21 protein-coding genes and 1 pseudogene are annotated in these 22,386 nt (G+C 72.8%); 16 read left to right on the top strand and 6 right to left on the bottom strand.

Features of this window, described 5'->3' with window-relative positions; translation table 11 throughout:
• Positions 1–81: 81 nt before the first annotated feature.
• Complete coding sequence (locus tag E6W39_RS18305; protein ID WP_141634429.1) at positions 82–774, top strand: metal-dependent transcriptional regulator; 693 nt, start codon at positions 82–84, stop codon at positions 772–774.
• A gap of 359 nt (positions 775–1,133) precedes the next feature.
• Here E6W39_RS18305 and E6W39_RS18300 read toward each other — a convergent pair whose 3' ends face one another.
• Entirely contained in the window at positions 1,134–1,832 is a 699-nt protein-coding gene (locus E6W39_RS18300; protein WP_228718206.1) for a bifunctional DNA primase/polymerase, read from the bottom strand.
• 449 nt (positions 1,833–2,281) lie between these two features.
• Between E6W39_RS18300 and E6W39_RS18295 the strand changes: the two genes are divergently transcribed.
• Both E6W39_RS18295 and E6W39_RS18290 read left to right on the top strand, forming a co-directional pair.
• Positions 2,282–3,658 (top strand): transcriptional regulator, encoded by a 1,377-nt coding sequence (locus E6W39_RS18295; protein WP_141634428.1) that lies wholly within the window; start codon positions 2,282–2,284, stop codon positions 3,656–3,658.
• Between the two features lie 422 nt (positions 3,659–4,080).
• The gene (locus E6W39_RS18290; protein ID WP_141634427.1) at positions 4,081–5,139 is read left to right on the top strand and encodes a hypothetical protein; all 1,059 of its coding nucleotides are present in this window, start codon (positions 4,081–4,083) and stop codon (positions 5,137–5,139) included.
• 45 nt (positions 5,140–5,184) lie between these two features.
• Here the strand turns inward: E6W39_RS18290 and E6W39_RS18285 are convergent, their stop codons facing one another.
• Positions 5,185–6,471, bottom strand: coding sequence for an ABC transporter substrate-binding protein (locus E6W39_RS18285; protein WP_141634426.1), 1,287 nt, complete (start codon positions 6,469–6,471; stop codon positions 5,185–5,187).
• 161 nt (positions 6,472–6,632) lie between these two features.
• On the opposite strand from E6W39_RS18285, the gene E6W39_RS18280 reads away from it, so the two are divergent.
• Both E6W39_RS18280 and purU read left to right on the top strand, forming a co-directional pair.
• Positions 6,633–7,151: an SCO4402 family protein gene (locus tag E6W39_RS18280; protein WP_141634425.1), complete on the top strand. Its 519-nt coding sequence runs from the start codon at positions 6,633–6,635 to the stop codon at positions 7,149–7,151.
• A gap of 71 nt (positions 7,152–7,222) precedes the next feature.
• A complete protein-coding gene (purU, locus tag E6W39_RS18275; protein WP_141634424.1) occupies positions 7,223–8,179 on the top strand; it encodes a formyltetrahydrofolate deformylase in 957 nt (318 codons plus the stop codon).
• A 33-nt stretch (positions 8,180–8,212) separates the two neighbouring features.
• On the opposite strand, the gene E6W39_RS18270 is transcribed toward purU, so the two are convergent.
• Positions 8,213–9,328, bottom strand: coding sequence for a maleylpyruvate isomerase N-terminal domain-containing protein (locus E6W39_RS18270; protein WP_141634423.1), 1,116 nt, complete (start codon positions 9,326–9,328; stop codon positions 8,213–8,215).
• Between the two features lie 15 nt (positions 9,329–9,343).
• Positions 9,344–9,841 carry a sigma-70 family RNA polymerase sigma factor gene (locus E6W39_RS18265; protein ID WP_141634422.1) on the bottom strand — a complete coding sequence of 166 codons (498 nt, stop codon included), beginning with the start codon at positions 9,839–9,841 and terminating at the stop codon, positions 9,344–9,346.
• Between the two features lie 314 nt (positions 9,842–10,155).
• Here E6W39_RS18265 and E6W39_RS18260 point away from each other — a divergent pair, with 314 nt between their 5' ends.
• The 5 genes and pseudogenes from E6W39_RS18260 to E6W39_RS18240 all read left to right on the top strand — a co-directional run bounded on the left by E6W39_RS18260 (position 10,156) and on the right by E6W39_RS18240 (position 14,203).
• Entirely contained in the window at positions 10,156–10,626 is a 471-nt protein-coding gene (locus tag E6W39_RS18260) for an ATP-binding protein (protein WP_141634421.1), read from the top strand.
• A 375-nt stretch (positions 10,627–11,001) separates the two neighbouring features.
• Complete coding sequence (locus E6W39_RS18255; RefSeq protein ID WP_141634420.1) at positions 11,002–12,324, top strand: MFS transporter; 1,323 nt, start codon at positions 11,002–11,004, stop codon at positions 12,322–12,324.
• Between the two features lie 200 nt (positions 12,325–12,524).
• Positions 12,525–12,743, top strand: a pseudogene (locus E6W39_RS18250) (GNAT family N-acetyltransferase); the annotation flags it as partial.
• Between the two features lie 123 nt (positions 12,744–12,866).
• Positions 12,867–13,199, top strand: a complete 333-nt coding sequence (locus E6W39_RS18245; RefSeq protein ID WP_141634418.1) for a DUF4229 domain-containing protein — start codon at positions 12,867–12,869, stop codon at positions 13,197–13,199.
• Positions 13,200–13,204: 5 nt separating this feature from the next.
• Positions 13,205–14,203, top strand: a complete 999-nt coding sequence (locus E6W39_RS18240; RefSeq protein WP_141634417.1) for a LacI family DNA-binding transcriptional regulator — start codon at positions 13,205–13,207, stop codon at positions 14,201–14,203.
• 71 nt (positions 14,204–14,274) lie between these two features.
• Here the strand turns inward: E6W39_RS18240 and E6W39_RS18235 are convergent, their stop codons facing one another.
• The gene (locus tag E6W39_RS18235) at positions 14,275–15,483 is read right to left on the bottom strand and encodes an MFS transporter (protein ID WP_141634416.1); all 1,209 of its coding nucleotides are present in this window, start codon (positions 15,481–15,483) and stop codon (positions 14,275–14,277) included.
• A gap of 418 nt (positions 15,484–15,901) precedes the next feature.
• Between E6W39_RS18235 and E6W39_RS18230 the strand changes: the two genes are divergently transcribed.
• Entirely contained in the window at positions 15,902–17,236 is a 1,335-nt protein-coding gene (locus E6W39_RS18230; protein WP_141634415.1) for a dicarboxylate/amino acid:cation symporter, read from the top strand.
• A 120-nt stretch (positions 17,237–17,356) separates the two neighbouring features.
• Positions 17,357–17,557 carry a hypothetical protein gene (locus tag E6W39_RS18225; protein ID WP_181799755.1) on the top strand — a complete coding sequence of 67 codons (201 nt, stop codon included), beginning with the start codon at positions 17,357–17,359 and terminating at the stop codon, positions 17,555–17,557.
• Between the two features lie 704 nt (positions 17,558–18,261).
• Here E6W39_RS18225 and E6W39_RS18215 read toward each other — a convergent pair.
• Positions 18,262–18,465, bottom strand: coding sequence for a cold-shock protein (locus tag E6W39_RS18215; RefSeq protein ID WP_101381817.1), 204 nt, complete (start codon positions 18,463–18,465; stop codon positions 18,262–18,264).
• 358 nt (positions 18,466–18,823) lie between these two features.
• Between E6W39_RS18215 and E6W39_RS18210 the strand changes: the two genes are divergently transcribed.
• The 4 genes from E6W39_RS18210 to E6W39_RS18195 all read left to right on the top strand — a co-directional run bounded on the left by E6W39_RS18210 (position 18,824) and on the right by E6W39_RS18195 (position 22,369).
• Positions 18,824–19,726: a menaquinone biosynthetic enzyme MqnA/MqnD family protein gene (locus E6W39_RS18210; RefSeq protein WP_228718685.1), complete on the top strand. Its 903-nt coding sequence runs from the start codon at positions 18,824–18,826 to the stop codon at positions 19,724–19,726.
• A gap of 119 nt (positions 19,727–19,845) precedes the next feature.
• Positions 19,846–21,066 carry a cyclic dehypoxanthinyl futalosine synthase gene (gene mqnC / locus E6W39_RS18205; RefSeq protein WP_141634413.1) on the top strand — a complete coding sequence of 407 codons (1,221 nt, stop codon included), beginning with the start codon at positions 19,846–19,848 and terminating at the stop codon, positions 21,064–21,066.
• A gap of 24 nt (positions 21,067–21,090) precedes the next feature.
• Positions 21,091–21,609: an imidazolonepropionase-like domain-containing protein gene (locus E6W39_RS18200; protein ID WP_141634412.1), complete on the top strand. Its 519-nt coding sequence runs from the start codon at positions 21,091–21,093 to the stop codon at positions 21,607–21,609.
• Positions 21,610–21,787: 178 nt separating this feature from the next.
• Positions 21,788–22,369, top strand: coding sequence for a hypothetical protein (locus E6W39_RS18195; RefSeq protein ID WP_141634411.1), 582 nt, complete (start codon positions 21,788–21,790; stop codon positions 22,367–22,369).
• The last annotated feature ends 17 nt before the right edge of the window (positions 22,370–22,386 follow it).

Here is a 22,386-nt window from a genome sequence, read left to right as displayed (position 1 = left end):
GAAGGCCGAGCGGGCGGGGCCGGTTATCAGTGCGGTAGGTCAGAATTGGCGGTAGACCTCGAGGGAACGGAGCCTGCGGCGATGTCTGGGCTGATCGATACGACTGAGATGTACCTTCGCACCATCCTTGAGTTGGAGGAGGAGGGCATCGTCCCGATGCGCGCCCGGATCGCCGAGCGGCTGGAGCAGAGCGGTCCCACGGTCAGCCAGACTGTCGGCCGGATGGAGCGGGACGGCCTGCTCCAGGTCGCCGGAGACCGCCACCTGGAGCTGACCGATGACGGGCGCCGGCTCGCGGTGCGGGTGATGCGCAAGCACCGGATCGCCGAGTGCCTGCTGGTCGACGTGATCGGCCTGGAGTGGGAGCAGGTGCACGAGGAGGCCTGCCGCTGGGAGCACGTGATGAGCGAGCAGGTCGAGCGCAAGGTGCTGAAGATGCTCGGCCACCCGACCCAGTCGCCGTACGGCAACCCGATCCCGGGCCTGGACGAGCTGGGCGACATGAGAGCCGAGGGGGAGGGGTTCGACGCCGCGCTGGTCACCCTGGACGCGCTGCGGCCCGGTGACGGCGGCGCCCGCGTGGTGGTGCGGCGGATCGGCGAGCCGATCCAGACCGACGAGGAGCTGATGCGCACGCTGCGCCGGGCCGGGATCCGCCCGGGCGCCACGGTGCAGGTCGCGTCCGCGGTGGGCGGTGTGCTGGTGGGCTCGGGTGCGGACGCCGCCGAGCTCGGCAAGGACATCGCGGCGCACGTCTTCGTGGCGCGGGCGTAGTCGGTCCGCCCGAGGGCATGCGTTCGGGCCCGGCACGTCCCCGCGTGCCAGGCCCGAACCCCCCGGTCCCTCCCGATCCCTCCCTGGTCCCCCACCGCCGCCGACCGGCTTCCCCGTCCGGTCGTCCCCTCGGCGCTCCCCCAGTCCTTGGGCTTCCCCGATCTTCGCTGCCTGCCCTAGCTGCCACCTCCGGGTCGATTTGGTGCGAAAGCGTTACGCAACCAATCATCCCCGCCCCAAGGCAGGCCAATCCTGACAACTCGTCACTCGTTCGAGCGGCTTGTCGAACAGCCGGTGCGGGTACACCGGTCCCTTATGGCGTCGATGATCTGATGAAGCGTCAGCAGGTCGGGGCCGGGTCAGTGGCCGGGCCACGGGGCCGCCCGGCGGCAGGCGTAGGCCAGCGAGCCGACCAGCTCCGCCGCGTCCGGCAGCCAGCGGTTGGCGAAGGACGGCGGCCGGGCCCACTGGGCGAAGCCGTACGGGCCGAGCCGGGACGGCGGCGCCACGATCCAGTCGCCCTCACCGCGCCCGGTCAGGTCCAGCCGGTCCGGCGCCCAGCCGAACCGCCGCAGCAGCTCGGGGAGTTTGGCCAGGGTGCCGGGCGGCGCCAGGAAGAGCATCCGGCGGTCGCGCCGCCCCGGCTCGGCCGGCGCCGACAGCACCGGACCGAACTGCGTCTCCATCCGCTCCATCCGGGTCAGCGCCAGGCAGCCGGCGGTCATCGACACGTCCAGCACGTCGAACGAGCGGCCGGCCGGCAGCAGGATCGCGGCCTGCGGATCCTCGGTCCACCACAGGCCCACCCGGGTGGGGCCGGCACTGGCCAGCCGCTGCCAGTCGTGGTGCGCGGGGTGCGCGCCCGGCCGCGAGCAGTGGGCGGCCCGGCAGGAGCAGTACGGCCCGCCCTCGCCGTCGACCAGGTGGGTGCCCGGCACCACCTCCCAGAGCCAGTCCTCCGCATACCTGACCGCCTCGGTCAGCAGCGGGGAGGCCGCCGGCGGGGAGGTCGCCGCGCCGCCGCGGCCGTGCTCCGGGATTCCTGGGTGCTCGTCCACGCGCTACTCAACTGGTGGCGGTGGGGCGGGTTACGGGCCGACTCCTGGCGCGTGCGCCGCGCCCGGGTTTGTCACTCGAAACGGTGATCGCGGCGCCCGGGTAGCGCGCCGGTGCCCGGGTCGGCGCGGTGGCGCGCCCTGGCGCGGAACATGGCGCTCCGGGGGCGTTGGTCCGCTGTTCGTCCGGTGTCGGCCCGCGGTTCGCGGGACGGGCGCAGCGGGGGCGCACAGGAGCATTTTCCCGGGCGCGCATGGGGAACGGGTCGTCCGCATGGGTATCCCGATGGTGTCGTAGATCGCTAACCTGGCCTCAAGTTCCTTCACTGGCCGGGTAGTCGGCACGCCGTTCGGCACTGCGCGATGCGGTACCGCGCGAGCGGTCGGCCGGCACCAGAGCAGCAGAGTCGACGCCCCCCGGTGCAGCCGGGGGCGCTGGGGAGGCGAAGCCCATGGCCGCGAGACCACTCGTCGCACGACAGCCCAACGAGCGTCTGCAGCAGCTGATCCAGGAGGCGAGCTGCTCCAATGCGGGTCTGGCCCGCCGGGTCAACCTCTGCGGCGCCGAACACGGGCTCGACCTGCGGTACGACAAGACCTCGGTCGCCCGCTGGCTGCGCGGTCAGCAACCGCGCGGCCAGGCACCGGCGGTGATCGCCGAGGCGCTGGGGCGCAAGCTCGGCCGCGGCGTCACGGTCGAGGAGATCGGCATGGCCGACGGCAAGAACCTGACCTCGGGCGTCGGACTGCAGTTCGCCGCCACGCTGGCCGGGGCCGTGGAGCAGGTCTGCGAGTTGTGGCGCAGCGACGTCAGCCGGCGGGACTTCCTGGGCGGCGCCTCGGTGGCCGCCTCGGCGCTGGTCGAGCCCAGCCGGGACTGGCTGATCACCCCGCCCGACCCGGTGGTGGCGCGCACCGGCGGGCCGCGGGTCGGGCCGTCGGACGTGTCGGCGATCCGGGCCACCACCGAGATGCTGGTCGACCTGGACCACCGGTTCGGCAGCGGCCACGTCCGCCCGGTGGTGGTGCACTACCTGAACAGCGTGGTCTCCGGGCTGCTCACCGGCGGCTACCGGGAGGAGACCGGTCGTCAGCTGTTCGCCGCGGTGGCCCGGTTGACCGAGCTGGCGGGCTACATGGCGGTGGACACCGGGCAGCCCGGGCTCGCCCAGCGGTACTACATCCAGGCGCTGCGGCTGGCCCAGGCCGCCGACGACCGCGGCTACGGCGGCTATGTGCTCGCCGCCTCGATGAGCCACCTGGCGGCCACCCTGGGCAATCCGCGGGAGATCGCCCAACTGGCCAGGGCCGCCCAGGAAGGCGCCCGTTCGGTGGCCACCCCCACCGCGATGGCGATGTTCTACGCCGCCGAGGCCCGCGGCCACGCACTGATGGGCGACGCCCGCTCCTGCGAGTCGGTCGCCGCCAAGGCCGTGGCGGCCATGGAGAAGCGCGACCCCGAGCAGGACCCGGACTGGATCGTGCACTTCGACGAGGCCTACCTGGCCGACGAGTTGGCGCACTGCTACCGCGATCTGGAGCACGGCAAGCAGGCCGAGAAGCAGGCCCGGATCGCCCTCGACCTGCATCCGGTCAGCCGAGTGCGGCGCCGCGCCGTCGACTTGGTGCTGCTGGCCACCGCGCAGTTGCAGCAGCGCGACATCGAACGCGCCTGTGAGACCGGGGCGCAGGCGGTGCGGCTGCTCGGCGGGCTGCGCTCCAACCGGGGCGTGGAGTACCTGGACGACTTCCGCCGCCGCCTGGAGCCCTACCGGGACCACCGGGTGGTGCGGGACTTCCACCAGCGGATGGAGGTGGAGGCGGCGTGACGGACTGTCGGCGGGCCTGTGCCCGAGGTCCTCGGCACCCCGCCCGCGTGGTCACCCGAAGCGGTGAACCGGTAGCGTGGGCCGGAGGTTTTGAGGAACTCCAGCAGCAGTGGTCCGCCGTCAGTGAAAACGCGCGGAAGAACCGAGGAAGGCCCGGGTGCTCTCACCGGATAGACAGCGCGGGCGGTCCGCACCATCGACCGCCCCTTCGCCGCTGACCGCGCCGGTGTGCCCATGGTCGTGCACAGGTGAGGATTCGCGTTGAGCCAGCGCCGCTCGTACCCCAACTCCGGTGACTTCAATCTGGACGACCTGTTCCGTCCGGAGCCGGCCGCGCCCGCCGCACCGCCGGGGGCGCCGGCCATCCCGGGGCAGGCCGGCCCGGAGCAGGGCGGTCCCGAGTACCTGGCGCCCGGGCAGACGTGGAGCGAGCAGCCGACCCAGCTGGGCGGCCAGCCGGTGGCGGAGACCCAGGCGCTGCCGCCCTACCCGACCGGTGCCCCGGGGGCCGGCTTCGCCGGCGGCCAGCCGATGGGGGTCAGCAGAGCTTCGGTGGTCAGCAGTCCTTCGGGGGTCAGCAGTCGTTCGACGGCAACCAGTCCTTCGGGGGCCAGCAGTCGTTCGGCGGCAACCAGTCGTTCGGTGGTCAGCAGTCCTTCGGGGGCAACCAATCCTTCGGCGGGCAGCAGTCGTTCGGGGGCAACCAGACCTTCGGCGGCAACCAGTCCCCGGGGGGCCAGCAGTCCTTCGCCGGCCAGCCCGGCGGCTACCCGGCGGTGTCGGACCAGACCACCCGGCTGGGCCGGGCCGACGCGCGGTCGGCCGGCGGCGGTGGGATGTCCCGCAAGGCGGTGATCGGCGGTCTGATCGCGGTCTGCGCGGTCGGCGGGATCCTGGTCGCGGTGCTGTCCGGCGGCGGTGGCCACCCCAAGCAGCCGCGCCAGGCGCCGGTGGCCGAGGCCTCGGCGGCCGGGTCCGCTTCGGCGTCAACGGGCAGCAGCGCCGCCGGCAGCACGTCCGCACTCGGCCCCGACGCGCAGGCGCAGGCCCAGGCGCTCGCGAACCTGCTGGGCCAGGCCAGCGCCAGCCGGCAGGCGGTGGTCGGGGCGGTCGCCTCGATCGGCAAGTGCGACAACCCCGCCGCCGCCCAGCAGGCCCTCACCCAGGCCTCCGGGCAGCGCCAGCAGCTGCTGACCTCGCTGGCCGCGCTCAAGGTGGACAAGCTGCCGACCGGCCCGCAGCTGGTCCAGCAGCTCACCCAGGCCTGGCAGGCCTCGGCCAGCGCCGACGACGCCTACGCGGCCTGGGCGGGCGATGCGGCGGGCGGCTGCGACCCCGCCAAGGTGAGCGGCGACGCGCACAAGCAGGCCGGCGACCAGGCCAGCGGCACCGCCAGCGGTGCCAAGAAGCAGGCCGCCGCCACCTGGAACGCGATCGCCGGCCAGGCCGGCCTGTCCACCCTCAACGACTACCAGCTCTGAGCAGGCGCCAGCCCGTTCTGACGGTGCGTCAGAACGGGCTGACGGTCAGCCGGTCGGCGGTCTGCCGCCGGTCAGCACCCAGCGGACGTCGGTGAAGCCGGGCTGCTGCTCGACCAGCCGGCCGCCGCGCACCTGCTGGAAGGTGACCGAGGTGTTCACCAGGCGCGGCGAGTCGGGGCTGGCCAGCATGTTGGTCAGCCCCCAGTTCAGCGGCGGGGTGGCGCCGCCGGTGTCGATCGGAGTGCCGCCGTCCAGCACGTCGCGCAGCGAGTGGCTGGTCACCGGCTGGCCGTGCCCGATCCGCTGCACGGCCTGCAGGAAGACCTGGTAGGCCACCCAGGTGGTCTGCACCCCGGGGTCGGCGGTGTCGATGGTGGCGTCGGCCGCGGCCCGGGTGCGCACGATGGCCCGCAGCGGATCCCAGACCTGGGAGGCCTCGGGCGGGAACCAGCCGACCGCGTAGGCGTTGCCGAGCGGGCCCGCGTCGCCGCCGGTGGAGTCCACCACCGACTGCTGGAAGCTGCCGATCACCGAGAACAGCCGGGTGTTGCGGTGGGGCTGCCGGCGCATCGAATCGAGCAGGTTGAGGGTGGGCAGCGGGCCGAGCGCCGCGGTGACGCAGTTGCCCGGCGCGTCGGAGCCGATCGCGGTCTTCGCGGCCTGGGTGAAGTCCGTGGACTTCTCCTGGGCGCGGATGTCGGTGAGTTTCACTCCGGCCGGGGCGAGCGCGCCGCCCAGCGCGCCCGGCAGGGTGTCGCCGGCCGGGGTGTCCGGGCGGATCACCGAGACGGTCTGGCAGCCGGCCGCGACCAACTGCCGCCCGCTGCCGGCGATCAGCGCCGGGGTGCCGCCGGAGACGGGGTAGGAGAGCGGGCTGCTGAACTCCGGGTTGGACAGGCCGTAGCCGCCGATGAACGGGATCCGGGCGTTCTCCAGCAGTGGCATGAAGGCGTCGCCGTACTGGCTGTAGGAGCCGACCACGGCGATCGCGCCGGCGTCCACGGCCTGCTTGGCGCAGGCGGCGGCGCCGTCCGCGGTGTTGTGCTCGTTGCAGGTGAGCACCCGCAGCCGGTGCCCGGCCACCCCGCCCTGGGCGTCGGCCTCGGCGCCGATCGCGGTGGCCAGCTGGGCCATGCCGGGCCGGTCGGTGGAGCCGGTGCCCCAGGGGGCGAAGGTGAGCACGGTGAGCTCGGTGCGGGGGTCCGCGGCGTCGGCCTTGGCGGCGCAGCCGGAGGTGGCGAGCACGGCCGGCAGTAACGCCGCCGCGGCCGCCAGGGCCAGCGGACGCCCGGTGCGGCGGCCGCGGCGCGGTGCCCTCGGTGCAGCGGTCATCTCGGCTGTTCCCCCAAATGCGGACGTGACAGGGGCCCCTAGCCTTCCGGGGGGTTCACTCCACAAGTGGGCAACATGTTCAACGGGTGGTTAACCGGCGATGAACTCAAGGATTGGACGCGTGTAGATCCCGTTCGCAAGGGAACGTACGATCGTCTGCCATGGCGGTCAGCACAGAAAACACCAACGGCTCTCTGCGAAACCCTTCTCGTCCGGGGCGCCGCTCCACCACCATGGGCGGCATGCCGCTCAACGATCTGCCCTGGTGGCGCTGGCGCGCCCGCCTGCGTTCCGCCCTGCACATGCTCGCCGACCCGGCCTTCCAGCAGGAGTACTGGGCCACCGGACGGGACGGCTACGGGGACGTCACCGATGCCGTCTACCGCCTGGTCGAGGACAGTTGGCTGGACCGCTGGTCGGCCGAGAAGTACATCGGCGCGGTCCTGCGGGACGCCGACGAGGCGGCCCTGGTGGACGCCGCCGTGCTGGGGGTGCTGCGGATATTCCACGAGGTGGGTGCGGACGCCCCGTCCGCCGCCTACCTGGGCCACCCGGACTGGCCGGCCACGGTGGCCGCCGCCCGGGCCGCCCACGAGCTGCTCAGCACCAACGACGGCGAGGACCCGGACACCCCGCCGCGTTCGCTCGAAGTGCTGAGGATCCTGACACGGATCGGCTGACCCGGGCCCGGCTGTGCCAGGCTGGGCCCTCACCACAGACAGCGGACGAACCGGAAACGAGGACCGAGAGCGTGGCGCAGCAGACCGCGGTCGAGCCGACCCAGTACGTACTGACCCTCTCCTGCCCGGACAAGCAGGGGATCGTGCACGCGGTCTCCAGCTACCTCTTCATGACCGGATGCAACATCATCGACAGCCAGCAGTTCGGTGACCGGCACGGGGGCACCTCCCGGCCGGTGGGGGCGCCTCCGGGCCTCCCCCAGCCTTCGGCCGGGGGGACCCCCATGGCTGGGGGCGCCGGGGGACCGCTGTTCTTCATGCGGGTGCACTTCTCCGCCGAGCGCCCGGTCACCGTGGAGAGCCTGCGGGCCAGCTTCGCCGCGATCGGCGCCTCCTTCGGGATGGAGTGGGCGATCCACCCGGCCGAGGCGAAGATGCGGGTGGTCCTGATGGTCAGCAGGTTCGGGCACTGCCTCAACGACCTGCTGTTCCGCACCTCGATCGGCGCGCTGCCGGTGGAGATCGCCGCGGTGGTCTCCAACCACACCGACTTCGAGGAACTGACCGCCTCCTACGGCGTGCCTTTCGTGCACATCCCGGTGACGGCCGAGACCAAGCCGGCGGCGGAGCGCCGGCTGCTGGAGCTGGTCGACGAGCAGGACGTCGACCTGGTGGTGCTGGCCCGCTACATGCAGGTGCTCTCGGACGACCTGTGCAAGGCGCTCTCCGGCCGGATGATCAACATCCACCACTCCTTCCTGCCGAGCTTCAAGGGCGCCAAGCCGTACCACCAGGCGCACGCCCGGGGCGTGAAGCTGATCGGTGCAACCGCCCACTATGTGACGGCCGATCTGGACGAGGGCCCGATCATCGAGCAGGAGGTGGCCCGGGTGCAGCACGACGTGACGCCGGATCAGCTGGTCGCGCTCGGCCGGGACGTCGAGAGCCAGACGCTGGCTCGCGCCGTGAAGTGGCACAGCGAGCACCGGGTGCTGATCAACGGCAGCCGGACCGTGGTCTTCGCCTGACCGCCCGGCTCGCATGGGGCCGCAAGAGCGGCCCTATGGCCTCGACAGCAGCGGCACCGCCGCCAGCACCTCGCGGATCGCCGCCCGGTCGCCGTACTCGCCGACCGGCAGGTGCTCCGGATCCCGGTGCGCGGCGGCAAGCGCGCAGAACTCCACGCCGTCCATCACCAGTTCGGCCACCGGTTCGCTCGGCGGCTGCTCCGGGGCGGACGGCCGGCCGTCCAGCGGGATCAGCCACTGCCCGGCCGCCGGGCCCTCGATCACCAGCCGCACCGTCCGCCCGGAGCCGGCGGCTTCGGGCCCCGGGCCCGCATAGGCGGCCTGCCGGCGGCCGACCAGCGCGCCGGGCAGCCGGCGGGCGGCCAGGTCGACCATCTGCCGCAGGTGACCGGGGGCCGGCTGGGCATACGGGTAGGCGACCGCGCGGGCCACGTCCTCGCCGTGGATCCAGGTCTCCAACGCCCGGTCGATGAAGGCGTCGCGAACCGGCAGGGCAGTGAAGCCGAAGTCCACCGGCAGGTCGCCGACCTCCGGCACCGCCTCGCGCAGCAGCGCCTGCGACTGGGCCCGCCAGAACTGCCGCACCTCCTGCGGGGAGTGCTCGGCGTGCTGGGCGGCCAGCCGCTCGCCGCGCTGCAGCAGCCCGCCCCACGGCACCGGCCCGGTCGCCTGGGCCGGCACCCGGGGTCGTGCCGAGCCCACCGGGTCCGGCAGGCCGAGGGCGGTGCCGACCAACCCGTCCAGGGCCGCCAGATGGCACAGCACCTCGGCCGGCCGCAGCCGCAGCGACCCGCCGCGCCACGGCAGTTCGGCCACCTCCTGCCACTCCGCCCGGCCCAGGTCGCGCAGCAGCGCGTCCAACTTGGCGGTCTCGGCCGCGAACGGCGCCGCCCAGTCGGCCAGCGGGTGGTGGGCCGCCCGCCGGTTCAGGCAGAAGTCCAGCACCTGCTGGCGCAGCCCGTCCGGCTGGTCCAGCGGATCGTCCAGGCTCAGCCGGCCGGCCGCCCGGCGCAGCCGCTCGCCCTCCTCCGCGCACTCGGCGCAGCCGGGCAGGTGGCGCTCCACCTCGGCCGCCTCATCGGGGAGGCAGGCCCGCAGCGCCCAGGCGCCGAGCAGACCGCGCAGCGCCTCGTGCTCCTGCTCAGTCATCCCGTACGTCCCCCGTCACGAGCCGAACTCAAGTTCATTGGCGAGCAGTTGCAGGCCGAGGCGGAGCCGCTGACGGGCCGCCTGCTCGCTGATGCCCAACTGCCGAGCGGTCTCCTGGTAGGTCCGGCCGTCGTACCAGGTGGTCTCCAGGGTCTCGCGCAGCGCCGGCGGCAGCGCGGCCACCACGTACTGCGCCTGGGCGGTGGCGGCCCGCTGGTCGATCTCCTGCGGCTCGTGGTCCTCCCGGCGCAACCGCTCCACCGCCCGACGGTGGGTCAACTCGCCGACCCAGGAGCGCAGCGAGCGCTCACCGGGGTCGAACTCCTCCGGGTGCTCCCAGAGATGGCCGAAGACCTCGCGGGTGAGCTGCGCGGCCGCCTGCTCGTCGCCCAGGATCCGACCGGCCAGGCCGTGCACCAGTGGTGACAGCTGGTCGTAGAGCTCGCCGAGCGCGCTCTCCTCGCCGCGGGCCAACCGCGACCGCATCTGCTGGTCCCAGTCCGGAGCGGTCATGCCGTCCACCGTATAGCGGCCACCGGTGTCGGGGTGGGGGATTGTAGGAAGAACACTTCTCTCAGGGGTCGTCTCGCCGCCGCGTGGCCGCCACCGGTGGGCGGGTGTCGGGCGGTAGTTTTCACCACACCGGTGCGAAGGTCGTTGCGATGCTCGGCCGGGCGAACGGGTCAGTATGCGCCGTGCTGTCCCCCGAACGCTGGAATATGCCCGAAGCGGTTGTCCGGCCCGGATTCCGCGAATCATCCTGGTGCCTGTTCGTGCCGACGACACGGGCAGTCCAACCGGTAGCTCGTCATGCAGGTGGTGGAGCGGTGCAGGTGGTTCAGGAACAGCTCGCGGTGGCCGCCGACCCCGCGGAGGTCGGCCGGGCCCGGCGGTGGGTCCGGGGCAGGCTGCTCGACCTCGGGGCCGATCCGACGGCCGGCTACGCCGAGACGCTGGTGCTGCTGGTCTCCGAGCTGGTGACCAACGCGGTGGTGCACGCGGGCAGTCCAGCGGTGCTGCGGCTGGTCTGGCCCAGGGGCGAAGGGCCGGTGCGGGTGGAGGTGGCGGACGCCTCCGGCACGGCGCCGCGGCCCCGGCACGCCTGCCCGGGGGCGACCAGCGGGCGCGGGCTCGAACTGGTCGACCTGCTCGCGGCCCGCTGGGGCTGGTGCCCGCAGGGCGGCGGGAAGCTGGTCTGGTGCGAGGTGGAGCGGACCGACCCGGCCGACGGTGCGGCAGCGTGGACCGACCTGGCCGACGGCGCGGCGCCGCGCGGAACCGGTGCCTTGACCGCCTGACCGTGCTGCGTTTGACCGTGTACTGACGGCCGATTCTCGATCATTCCACGGCTGAAACAGGTCGCAACCATTCCGAATTTCGGATGAACCATTGACGTGACGTATCGGGCTGATCACTCTTGGGGCAGCTCTCCGTTGCGAGGGGACGTCAAGAGACGGCCGTTCCAGCAGATATGACGGTCAGTCACCACTTGGCGAGTGCGGGGCGCCCGGCAGTGCGGGTCAGGGCCCGTACCGGTGGCAGCTCGGGACGGGAGGCCCGGGCTGCCACTGCGGCTCCTGCCGTCGGCCGGACGGGCCGGTTGGCCCGATCTTTGTGGAAGATGGCAGTCAGGCCGCTCGTGGCGCGGCGGCCGAGCGGCAAGACTCGATCAGGTGACCGACACCAGACCCACATCCGCCACGGCTGAAGAAGCCCCGCCCCGCGACCGCCGCCCGCGCCTGCACTACGCCTGGGTGGTCGCCGCCGTCTCGCTGCTGGTCCTGGTCGGCTCGGCCGGCTTCCGCTCCACCCCCGGCCTGATGATGACCGTCTGGAACAGCGAGTTCGGCTGGTCGCACGGCACCATCGGACTGGCCGTCTCGGTCAACCTGGTGCTCTACGGCCTCACCGCGCCGTTCGCCGCCGCGCTGATGGACCGCTTCGGGGTGCGGCTGGTGACGGTCTGCGCGCTGCTCACCATCGCGGTCGGCTCCGGGCTCACCGTGCTGATGACCCAGGCGTGGCAGCTGATCCTCTGCTGGGGCTTCCTGGTCGGCCTGGGCAGCGGCAGCATGGCGGGGGCGTTCGCCACCACCATCACCGGGCGCTGGTTCCAGGCCCGCCAGGGCTTGGTCACCGGGGTGCTCACGGCGGCCGGCGCAGCGGGCAACCTGGTCTTCCTGCCGGTGCTCTCCTGGCTGGTGCAGGCCGCCGGCTGGCGGGCCGCCGTGATGGTGGTCTCGCTCTGCGCCACCGCGGTGGCGGTCCCCGTGCTGCTGCTGATGAAGGAGCGCCCGGCCGACCTCGGCCTCCTGCCGTACGGCGCCGAGCCCGGCGACCCCCTCCCGCCGGCCAACAGCGGACGGGCGGTGTCCCGCACCCTGCGGGTGCTGCGCGATGCGATGCGCAGCAGGGTCTTCTGGCTGCTGGCCGGCTCCTTCGCGATCTGCGGGGCCACCACCGTCGGCCTGGTCGGCACCCACTTCATCCCCGCCGCCCACGACCACGGCATGCCGGAGACCACGGCCGCCGGACTGCTCGCCATGATCGGCGCCTTCGACGTGGTCGGCACGGTGGCCAGCGGCTGGTTCACCGACCGGGTCGATTCCGGGCGGCTGCTGATGGTCTACTACGCCCTGCGCGGCGTCTCGCTCTTCCTGCTGCCGGAGCTCTTCGCCGGGACGGTCAAGCCGCCGTTCCTGGCCTTCGTGATCTTCTACGGCCTGGACTGGGTCGCCACCGTGCCGCCCACCATCGCGCTCTGCCGCCGCCACTTCGGGGCCGACGCGCCGATCGTCTTCGGCTGGGTGCTGGCCTGCCACCAGATCGGCGCCTCGATCGTCGCCACCGCCGCCGGGGTGATGCGCGACAAGTTCGGCGACTACGACCTGGCCTGGTACGGCGCGGGCGGACTCTGCCTGCTCGCGGTGCTCTGCTGCTTGGCGGTCAACCGGAGCCCGGCGCCCGGGCTGCCGGCGCCGGCGCCGGCAGCGTGACCGGCTGACCGGCTGCTGGTCGCCCGGGAGGACGGGGCGCGGGCGGCTGGTCGCGGTGCTGTTCTTCGAGAGCATGCGGTTCGACCTGATGGACCACTGGCGGCTGCATGGGCCCCTCGCCCCAGCCTGGCGGCTGGGAGGTACCCCCAGCCCGATGGCGGGCAAGGAGGGAGCGTGATGGTCGACCCCGAGCAGCACAGCAGGGCCGCGGCTACGGCCGGGAGCTGCTCGCCGAGGCCGAGGAGATCGCCCGCGACTGGGGCCTTGCCGGGCTGCGGCTCACGGCCCGCGGCGGCCTGGGCCTGGAGCGGTTCTACACCTCCTGCGGCTACACCGAGGTCGGCCGGGTGCCCGGGGCGATCCGGGTGGCCCCGGGCGACGACCGCGACGACATCACCTTCTGGCGCGCGCTCGCCTGACGGCACCCTGGCGACCGGTGGCTCGCCCGTCCGGGAGCCGGGCAGGCCGCTCATGATCGGCCCGGCAGGCATGCTCTACTGGGAGACCTGCCGTACCCGCGAGATCCACGAAGGAAGCCACCCGTGAGCAGCAAGAAGCACGCCACGCTCCGTTACACCTCGCTGCGGGCCAGCATCTTCCTCGCCTGCCTGCTGGTCTTCGCCCTGCTCGGGCACTTCGGCGTGATCCCGGTGGCGGGCGCCACCGGCTCCGTCTTCCTGCTGCTGCTCGCCGTGATCGCGTCGGCGCCGATCAGCTACGTGGTGCTGAGCAAGCAGCGGGACGACATGTCCGAGCAGATCGTCTCCGGCGTCAGCAGCATCAAGCACCGCACCAAGCAGCGGATCGCCGAGCAGAACGCCGAGGAGGACGCGGCCGACGACGCCGCCCGCGCTGCCGCCGCCGGCCAGCAGTAGGCGCCGTGCCCGGCACACCGGCCCGCCGCCCCACCGGCCGCGACGTCGCGCAGCTGGCCGGCGTCTCCCAGGCCACCGTCTCGCTGGTCTTCTCCGGCGGTGCGGCCGGCCACCGGGTCTCCGACGCCACCCGCCAGCGGGTCCTGGACGCCGCCCGCAGCCTGGGCTACCGGCCGCAGGCGGCCGGGCGGCAACTGCGCCTCGGCCGCAGCGGGATGGCACTGCTGGCGGTGCCCAATCTGCAGGGGCCGTTCTTCGGCCGGGTGCTCACCGGGGTGGAGGAGGAGGCGGCCCGGCACGGGCTGGCCGTGGTGGTCAGCTCCGGCTGGAACGCGGCCACCCTGGCCGAGGCCGCGACCACCAGCCGGTTCGACGGTCTGCTGATCTGCTCGCCGGACGACAGCCAGCTCGGCGAGCTGCCGCCGAGCACCCCGGCGGTCCTCCTGGACGCCGACCCGGCGGCGGCCGGCGGCGCCCCGACCGTCGAACTCGACCTGGCCGCCGGCATGGCCGCCGCCGTGGCCCACCTCACCGCGCTGGGCCACCGCCGGATCGGCCGGCTGCGCTCCTCGCTCAGCGCCCACACCTTCCGGGTCCGCCAGGCCGCCTTCGAACGGGCCGCCGCCGGCCTTGAGGTGCTGGAGTACCAGGTCGAGCTCAACCTGGGGGAGTCCGCCGCCCGGATCGTCGCCACCGAGCTGCTGTCGCGGCCCGACCGGCCGCACGCCGTGCTCTGCGACGACGACGTGGTCGCCTCCGGCCTCTACCAGGCCGCCGCCGACCTGGGGCTGCGGATCCCGGCGGACGTCTCGGTGATCGGCATCGACAACGTCTCCATCGCCGCCCTGCTCACCCCGCCCCTCACCACCGTGGACCTCCCCGGCGAGCAGCTCGGCCGCACCGGCATCGCCGCCCTGGCCGCCCTGCTGTCGGGCGAGCAACCGAAGCCCGTCGCCCCGCTGCCCACCACCTTGCTGGTCCGCGCGTCGACGACCGGGGCGTAGGGCCCCACCCGTGCGTGCCCCGGCGTCGCGCGCCGGGTGCGCCGACCCAGCAGCGCAGCGGCCCCGGCGGGTCAGACGGCCACCAGCGGCGCCGCCACCCGCGGCGCCGTCGGCGGGTGCAGCCGGCGCCGGGTGGCGAACAGCAGGCCGCCGCCAAGCGTCACCCCGCCGACCGCGCACCAGGCGACGGCGGTCAGGGAGTCGGCCACCAGCGAGCCGGAGACCGCGTAGCCGAGCGCGTTGCCGGTGGCGAACAGGGTGACCAGCCAGGCGAACGCCTCGGTCACCGTGCCGGTCGGGGCCAGTTCGGCGACCAGTACGAAGGCGGCGGCGAGCAGCGGGGCCAGGCCGATGCCGGAGACGAAGGCCAGCGCGACCATCGGCCAGGGGCCGGGCAGCCAGAGCAGCGGCAGGTAGCAGGCGGCCATCCCCAGGGCGAGCGCCCAGGTGCGGGTGGCGGTGGAGCTGCGCCAGCGCATCGCGCCGTACCCGAGCGCGCCGAGCAGCCCGGCGAAGGCGGCCGCCGCGAGCAGCAGGCCGGCGCCGCCGGGCAGGCTGCCGTGGTGCCGCTCGGCGTAGGCGATGAAGAGCACGTTCTGCGTGCCGACCGTCCAGCCGGCCCCGGCCAGCCCGATCAGCAGCAGCACCAGACCGGGGGAGCGCAGCGGCCCGAGCAGCCCCGCGCCGTGCTCGCGCGGCGGGGCCTGCCAGCGGCGGGCCGGTGCCGCGGTGGCCACCACCAGGGCGCCCAGCAGGCCCAGTACGGCGGCGGTCCACAGGGCGGCGACCGGACCGGCGGTGCCGGCGATCGCGGCCACCGCCAACGGCCCGGCCACGTACAGGATCTGCTGCGAGGCGGAGTCGAAGGCGTAGGCGGTGTCGAGCTGCTCCTCGGCGACGACGTCCGGCCAGAGTGCCCGCAGGCAGGGCTCCAGCGGCGGCATCGCCAGCCCGGCTATCGCCGCGCCGCCGATCGCGGCCGGTGCGCTGCCGGGGGCCAGTGCCAGCAGGGCGTAGCCGCAGCCGGCCACCGCGGCGGAGCAGAGCAGCACCCGGGGCTGGCCGGTGCGGTCGACGATCCGTCCGAGCACCGGGCCGCCGATGGCGGCCGCGAGCGCGTAGGCGGCGGTGGCCAGGCCGATCCTGCTGTACGGGGCGCCGGCCTGACGCAGCGCCAGGGCGATCACCAGGCCGGTCATCCCGGCGGGCAGCCGTCCGAGCAGGGTGCCGGCCAGCAGGCGGGTGACGTGCGGGGCACGGAGCAGGGCGAGGTAGCCCACGGGGGGTCTCCCGGGGTCGTGGCGGTGGGGAAGCCTCAGCAAGTTATACGTATAACCAGCATAGGTCAACCGAGCCCGCCCCGGCCCGCCAGGACCGTTCGTGTCCACTCGTTGTCCACATATCAAACTTCTACTTTGAACAACTCAAACCTTCGCTGCTAACGTGTCGGCCATGACCACCCCCGACGCACTCCGGCAGCAAGGCATGAGCGGTCCGCTCATGCCGGGTGCCGGCCCGCGTCCGGGCGAGGTCGCCGTGTTGGCGTGCCGCGCCGGCTCGTGTCGCGTTCCGAGCTGTAGCTAGGCGGCGTACCGCCCGCTCCCGGCCGCCCCGTTCGGCCGGAGCCTCCTACCTCCGCGTGCGCCGCCCTGCCCCCGACGCCTCCAATCCCCGCCAACCCCCCGGAGTAGCACCCCCATGTCCACACCCGCGCCCACGGCCCTCGGCCGCCTGCGCCGCACCCCGTTCTGGGTGCAGATCGTCGCCGGCCTGCTGCTCGGCGTCGTGCTCGGCTTCATCGCCCGGCAGAACGACGTCTCCTGGCTCACCACCACCCTGGACACCATCGGCAAGACCTTCATCCAGCTGCTCAAGCTGGCCGTGCCGCCCCTGGTCTTCACCGCGATCGTGGTCTCCGTCGCCAACCTGCGGCACGTCACCAACGCCGCCCGGCTGGCCGTGCGCACCCTGCTCTGGTTCGGGATCACCTCGCTGATCGCGGTCAGCATCGGCCTGGCCATCGGGCTGCTCACCGACCCCGGCACCGGCACCCACCTGTCCACCAGCGGCCTGAAGGCCCCTACGGACTCCGGCTCCTGGGTCGACTTCCTGACCGGGATCATCCCGACCAACGTCGCCGACGCGTTCCTCAAGGTGAACGTGCTGCAGATCGTCTTCCTCGGCGTGGTGGCCGGTGCCGCCATCCTCAAGGTCGGCGCCAAGGCCGAGCCGATCCTGAAGCTCAGCGAGTCGCTCCTCGAACTGGTCCAGACCGCGCTCTGGTGGGTGATCCGGCTGGCCCCGCTCGGCACCCTGGGCCTGATCGGCAAGTCGGTCGCCCTGTACGGCTGGAACCTGCTGCGCCCGATGGCCACCTTCACCGCCGACATCTACGTCGGCTGCGCGCTGGTGCTCTTCGTCGTCTACTCGCTGCTGCTGCGCTTCGCCGGCGGCCTCAACCCGGTGCGCTTCTACCAGGGCGCCTGGCTGGCGATCCAGCTGGCCTTCGTCTCCCGCTCCTCGGTCGGCACCCTGCCGGTGACCCGCCGGGTCACCGAGCGCCTGGGTGTGCCCGGTGAGTACGCCAGCTTCGCGGTGCCGTTCGGCGCCACCACCAAGATGGACGGCTGCGCGGCGATCTACCCGGCGATCGCGTCGATCTTCGTCGCCCAGGTCTACGGCATCCACCTGGGCATCGGCGACTACCTGCTGATCGCCTTCGTCTCGGTGATCGGCTCCGCCGCCACGGCCGGCCTCACCGGCGCCATCGTGATGCTGACCCTGACCCTCTCCACCCTGGGCCTCCCGCTGGAGGGCGTCGGCCTGCTGCTGGCCATCGACCCGATCCTGGACATGATGCGCACCGCCACCAACGTGGCCGGTCAAGTTGTAACTACGTTGATCGTGGCTGCTCGCGAGGGCATCCTCGACCGGGCCGCGTACGACCGGGCGGGTGGCGATCCGCTTGAGGAGCCGACGTCGACCCCCGCAGCCCACGTATCGGATGCAGAGGCTGTCCCTGCTGCAGCGTGACCAGTGACGCAAGTTGCCCCCTCTCGGATCCCTTCGGTGAGGGGGCGCTGTCGTCCCCCAGCCTCGGTTGGCCAATGACCGCAGGCTTGGACTGGGTTGGAGCACTGTCCGCCCAGCAGCGTGGCCGGCCAGGTCGTCGTCCCGCTGCTGGTCTCGGCCCGCGAGAAGACGCTCGACCTCGCCGCGTACAACGCCCCCAAGGAGCTCTACGACGAGGCCCGGCCGAGCCGACCCCGGTCGCCGCTGCCGCTTGAGCCTCCGGATCACCCTTTCGAGTCCCCGGGCGTCCTCCGACGTCCGGGGACTCGCTCGTTCGTGTGAACGGGGGCTGGAAGCGCCGGGACGAGGGATACCTTGGCGGAGTGAGCACGGAGACCGAGAGGGCCTACCAGGTCGAGAACCCGGAAGCGGCACTGAAGTTCGCGCTCCGGTCTGTTCGGGCCGATCGCGTGCAGCTGGTCGAGGGAAGCATCGAGGTGATGTCACGGAGTTGGGACGATGCGGCGGTGGTCGAGATCATCCGGGAAGAACTGGAGCCGCGAGTAGCGGAATTGGGCGCACTGGCCGGATCGGGGCTCTGGACCTGCCGGGCAGCTGCAACTGGTTCATCCCGGATCTCGCCGTGGTGCCGGACGAGTTGGCCCGGGACGCCGGGGCTCTGGTGCCGAGCCAGACCCTGCTGGTGGTCGAGGTGGTGTCCGATCCCGGCGGGGACAAGCACCGCCGCTAGGCCGAGTACGGCGCGCCGCTCTACCTTTTGGTGGACCGTCAGGTGCGCCACTGCACGCTCTTCGCCGAGCCGGGGTCGCTGGGCTGCACCCGGGTGTCGGGCCCTCATCCGTTCGGTGCGCCGGTCGAACTGCCTGAGCCCTTCGGCCTCGTGCTCTCGACCGAGAACTTCTGAACAAACGGCAGGGGGCCCGGTACGGGCCCCCTTGGTACTGCTATTCGTGCTCGTGGGACCCTGACGGGCCGCCGGCGGACCCGCGGTTGAGGTCCGGAGCGATCAGGTGATCAGCAAATGATCAGACTGCGGTGACGTTCTCCGCCTGCGGGCCCTTCGGACCCTGGGTCACGTCGAAGGTGACCGCCTGGTTCTCCTCCAGCGAGCGGAAGCCGCTGGCGTTGATCGCGGAGTAGTGGACGAAGACGTCCGGGCCGCCGCCTTCCTGGGCGATGAAGCCGAAGCCCTTCTCAGCGTTGAACCACTTGACGGTTCCCGTGGCCATGCCGTTCTCCTTGCGAGGGACGTGTTGGACACCACACGTGTTGTGACATCCGGTCCGCTGCGCTGATCGCCCCGCCTCCGGACCCGGGTCCGGAGTTTTTTCGCACAGTGTTGCAATGCTGAAAAACTACAAAAAGCCCGCGGTTACATGCTCCGCAGGCTTCAAGTACTGCAAGGGGAATCAAACTGCAACTGAGTGAAACCGTAGCACGCAGGCGCGGTCCCGACCAGGGGTGTCCGAAGGTGCGGAAGGGGCGTGTCGGGGTGTGTCGGAAGGGGGTCGTGACGGGTGGCCAAGGGCCCGGGCATACCCTGCGAAGACGGCACCGACAGGTAAGAGGGAGCACGCAGTGGCCGATCTGGTGGAACGCAGCGACGAAGGCCTCACCCCGGCGCGCGAAGGCGTGAGAACGGCCCGCCCGAGGGTCGGCCACATCGAGTTCTTGAACTGTGTCCCCCTTTACTGGGGACTCGGCCGCACCGGCGCCCTGCTCGACCTCGACCTCACCCGGGACACCCCGGAGAAGCTCAGCGACCAGTTGGTCAACGGCCGGCTCGACCTCGGCCCGATCACCTGCGTCGAGTACCTGCGGCACGCCGACGAGCTGGTGGTGCTGCCGGACATCGCGGTCGGCAGCAACGGGCCCGTGATGTCCTGCGTGATCGTCAGCACCGTGCCGCTGGACCAGTTGGACGGCCGCCCGGTGGCGCTCGGCTCCACCAGCCGCACCTCGGTGCGGCTGGCCCGGCTGCTGCTGGAGGAGCGCGAGGGAGTGCGCCCCGAGTACTTCAGCTGCCCGCCGGACCTGGACGCGATGCTGGCCCGGGCCGACGCCGCCGTGCTGATCGGCGACGAGGGCCTGCGGGCCACCCTGGAGGCGCACCGGCACCCCGAGTACACGGTGTACGACCTGGGGCAGATGTGGCAGGAGTGGACGGGCCTGCCGTTCGTCTTCGCGGTCTGGGCGGCCCGCCGGGAGTTCGTGGAGCGGCAGCCGGCCCTGGTGGCGGCCGTGCACCGGGCGTTCCTGGAGTCGCGGGACATCTCACTGCTGGAGGCCGACCAGGTGGCGGCGCACGCCGCCCGCTGGGAGGGCTTCGACGCCCCGGTGCTGGAGCACTACTTCCGAGAGGCGCTGGACTTCTCGCTCAGCGACCCGCAGCTGGCCGGGATCGCCGAGTTCGCCCGCCGGGTCGGCCATGACAGCGGCTTCGCGCCGGATGTGACGGTCCGCCTGCTGGCGGACAGCCGAGCGGTCTGAGGGACCGGCGCGCGGCCCGGATCCGGAGGCGGAGTGCACCGGGGGCGGCCGAACCCGCTGGCGTAGGCTGGTTCGGTCGTTCCACCCCTGGATGCACCCGGAAGAAAGAAGGCCGCCAGGTGACCGAGCTCGCCGCGCCCCACGCCGCGCCCAGCAGCGACCTGCAGGCCGTTCTCGACCGGGCCGCGGCCGGGGGCAGGATCACGCCGGAGGAGGCGCTGGAGCTCTACCGCTCGGCGCCGCTGCACGCCCTGGGCGCGGCGGCCGACGCGGTGCGCCGCCGCCGGTACGCGGGCGTCGAGCACATCGCCACGTACATCATCGAACGCAACATCAACTACACCAACGTCTGCGTCACCGCCTGCAAGTTCTGCGCCTTCTACGTGCCGCCGAAGAGCGACAAGGGCTGGTCGCGGGAGCTGGACGAGATCCTGCGCCGCTGCGCTGAGACGGTGGAGCTGGGCGGCACCCAGATCATGTTCCAGGGCGGCCACCACCCGGACTACGGCGTGGAGTACTACGAGCGGGCGTTCTCCGCGATCAAGGCCGAGTTCCCGCAGCTGGTGATCCACTCCCTCGGCGCCTCCGAGGTCGAGCACATGTCGCGGATCTCCGGCGTCTCCATCGAGGAGGCGATCACCCGGATCCACAAGGCGGGCCTGGACTCCTTCGCCGGGGCCGGCGCCGAGCTGCTGCCGGAGCGTCCGCGCAAGGCGATCGCCCCGCTCAAGGAGTCGGGCGAGCGCTGGCTGGAGATCATGGAGACCGCGCACGGCCTGGGCGTCGAGTCGACCTCCACCATGCTGATGGGCACCGGCGAGACCAACGCCGAGCGGATCGAGCACCTGCGGATGATCCGGGACGTGCAGGACCGCACCGGCGGCTTCCGGGCGTTCATCCCGTACACCTACCAGCCGCAGAACAACCACCTCAAGGGCTCCACCCAGGCCACCGTCTTCGAGTACCTGCGGATGATCGCGATCGCCCGCCTCTTCCTCGACAACGTGGCGCACATCCAGGGCTCCTGGCTGACCACCGGCAAGGAGGCCGGCCAGCTGTCGCTGCACTACGGCGCGGACGACCTGGGCTCCGTGATGCTGGAGGAGAACGTGGTCTCGGCGGCCGGGGCCAAGCACCGCTCCAACCTGACCGAGCTGATCCACCTGATCCGCACGGCCGGCCGCACCCCCGCCCAGCGCTCCACCACCTACGAGCACCTGCGGGTGCTGGACGACCCGGCCAACGACCCGGTGGACCCGCGGGTCGCCTCGCACATCGCCTCCACGGCGATCGAGGGCGGCACGGCGCACCCCGAGCTGAAGATCCTCGCCAACGACTGACGACTGACGAGTAGCGACTGACGGATGCTCACTCTGCACCGGGGCGCGGTCGACGCCGTGCTGGTCCAGGACGACCGGATCGCCGCGCTCGGCCCCGCCGCCGAGCTGGCCGCCGCGCACCCCGGCGCCCGGGTGCGGGACTGGCCCGGCGGCCGGATCACCGGCGGGCTGGTCGAGCCCGCCGCCGTGGAGCTGCTGGAGCGCCGCTACCACCCGGATCCGCGCGAGGGGATCGGCACCGCGCCGCGCGAGCTGCCGGCCGGCCTCTCCGATCCGGCGCTGGGCGGCAGCGCCCGGCGCGGGCTGCAGGCGCTGCTGGCCCGCGGGGTGACGGCGGTGGTCGGGCCGTTCACCGTGCCCGTGGTGCGGACCGCGGTGGCCCGCTCGGGGCTCGCGGTGGTGGCGGCCGACGCGCCGTTCGACCGTGACTCGACGGTCGGCGGGCGGGCGGATTTCGCCGTCTTCGGACCGATCGGTGCGGCGGACGATCACTGCCTGGCCACCGTACTGGCCGGTAGGATCGTGTTCCGGGGCCGGAGTTGAGCGTTCCGGCCAGCTGCCGGACGGGTGGTCAGCTTGCGAACTCCGCGCCGTGGGAAGTCGTCTGACGTCGGCTCGCAGTGGCCCAACCGGCTGACAGCGGTTACGATCCCGGTCGGCCCGTCAACCGCTCTCCCCGGTCGGTGCGGCCTCCACACGTCCCCGTGGAAAGCCAGGTCAGTTGCGATATCCGTCCGCGTCCGCCGCCCCCAGGATCGGCCGTGGCTGGTACCTCGCCGCGGTGCTCAGCGCGGTGGTGGCCCTCGGCATGTGCCTGCTGGGCTGGCGGCAGAGTGAGCTGGCCGACAAGATCGGCGCGCATCCGGTCCAGGTCCAGGGCACCGTCACCCGCCTCCCGGGCGGTAGCGGCACCTACAGCGGCGTCAGCTACGCCGTGAACGGCCAGCAGCGCACCGCCGAGGACCTCCAGCTCCCGGCCGGCGCCAAGGTCGGCGACCCGGTCTGCCTGGAGCACGCGGCCGGCGACGCGGGTGCGGTGCGGGTCTGCGACCAGACCTATCCGCAGGCGGCCGGGGTGCGGATGGCCCAGATCAGCGTGCCGGTGGCGTTGCTCTTCTGCCTGCTGTGCGTGCTGCGGATCCGCCGCCACCACCGGCACACCGCGCGCTGGGCCGAGCGCCGCAACCAGGTGTTCGCCACCGTCGCGCTGGCCACCGAGGCGCTGGCCGAGGGCATGCCGGCGATCACCGACGGCAAGCGCTCCCGCCGCCGCCACAAGGCGGCCCGCCGCCCGGCGCGCTGAGCCCGCTGCGGCCCCCT

The sequence above is a fragment of the Kitasatospora acidiphila genome (genome assembly GCF_006636205.1).
In the GTDB taxonomy this organism is placed as follows: Bacteria; Actinomycetota; Actinomycetes; order Streptomycetales; family Streptomycetaceae; genus Kitasatospora; species Kitasatospora acidiphila.
This window is presented reverse-complemented; position numbering and strand designations above follow the sequence as displayed.

Excerpts from the sequence above, each read along its gene's own strand:
- E6W39_RS18305 (WP_141634429.1), top strand. The coding sequence starts at position 82 with ATGTCTGGGCTGATCGATACGACTGAGATGTACCTTCGCACCATCCTT.
- E6W39_RS18295 (WP_141634428.1), top strand. The coding sequence starts at position 2,282 with ATGGCCGCGAGACCACTCGTCGCACGACAGCCCAACGAGCGTCTGCAG.
- E6W39_RS18285 (WP_141634426.1), bottom strand. The coding sequence starts at position 6,471 with ATGACCGCTGCACCGAGGGCACCGCGCCGCGGCCGCCGCACCGGGCGT.
- E6W39_RS18280 (WP_141634425.1), top strand. The coding sequence starts at position 6,633 with ATGGCGGTCAGCACAGAAAACACCAACGGCTCTCTGCGAAACCCTTCT.
- E6W39_RS18270 (WP_141634423.1), bottom strand. The coding sequence starts at position 9,328 with ATGACTGAGCAGGAGCACGAGGCGCTGCGCGGTCTGCTCGGCGCCTGG.
- E6W39_RS18265 (WP_141634422.1), bottom strand. The coding sequence starts at position 9,841 with ATGACCGCTCCGGACTGGGACCAGCAGATGCGGTCGCGGTTGGCCCGC.
- E6W39_RS18230 (WP_141634415.1), top strand. The coding sequence starts at position 15,902 with ATGTCCACACCCGCGCCCACGGCCCTCGGCCGCCTGCGCCGCACCCCG.
- E6W39_RS18215 (WP_101381817.1), bottom strand. The coding sequence starts at position 18,465 with ATGGCCACGGGAACCGTCAAGTGGTTCAACGCTGAGAAGGGCTTCGGC.
- E6W39_RS18200 (WP_141634412.1), top strand. The coding sequence starts at position 21,091 with ATGCTCACTCTGCACCGGGGCGCGGTCGACGCCGTGCTGGTCCAGGAC.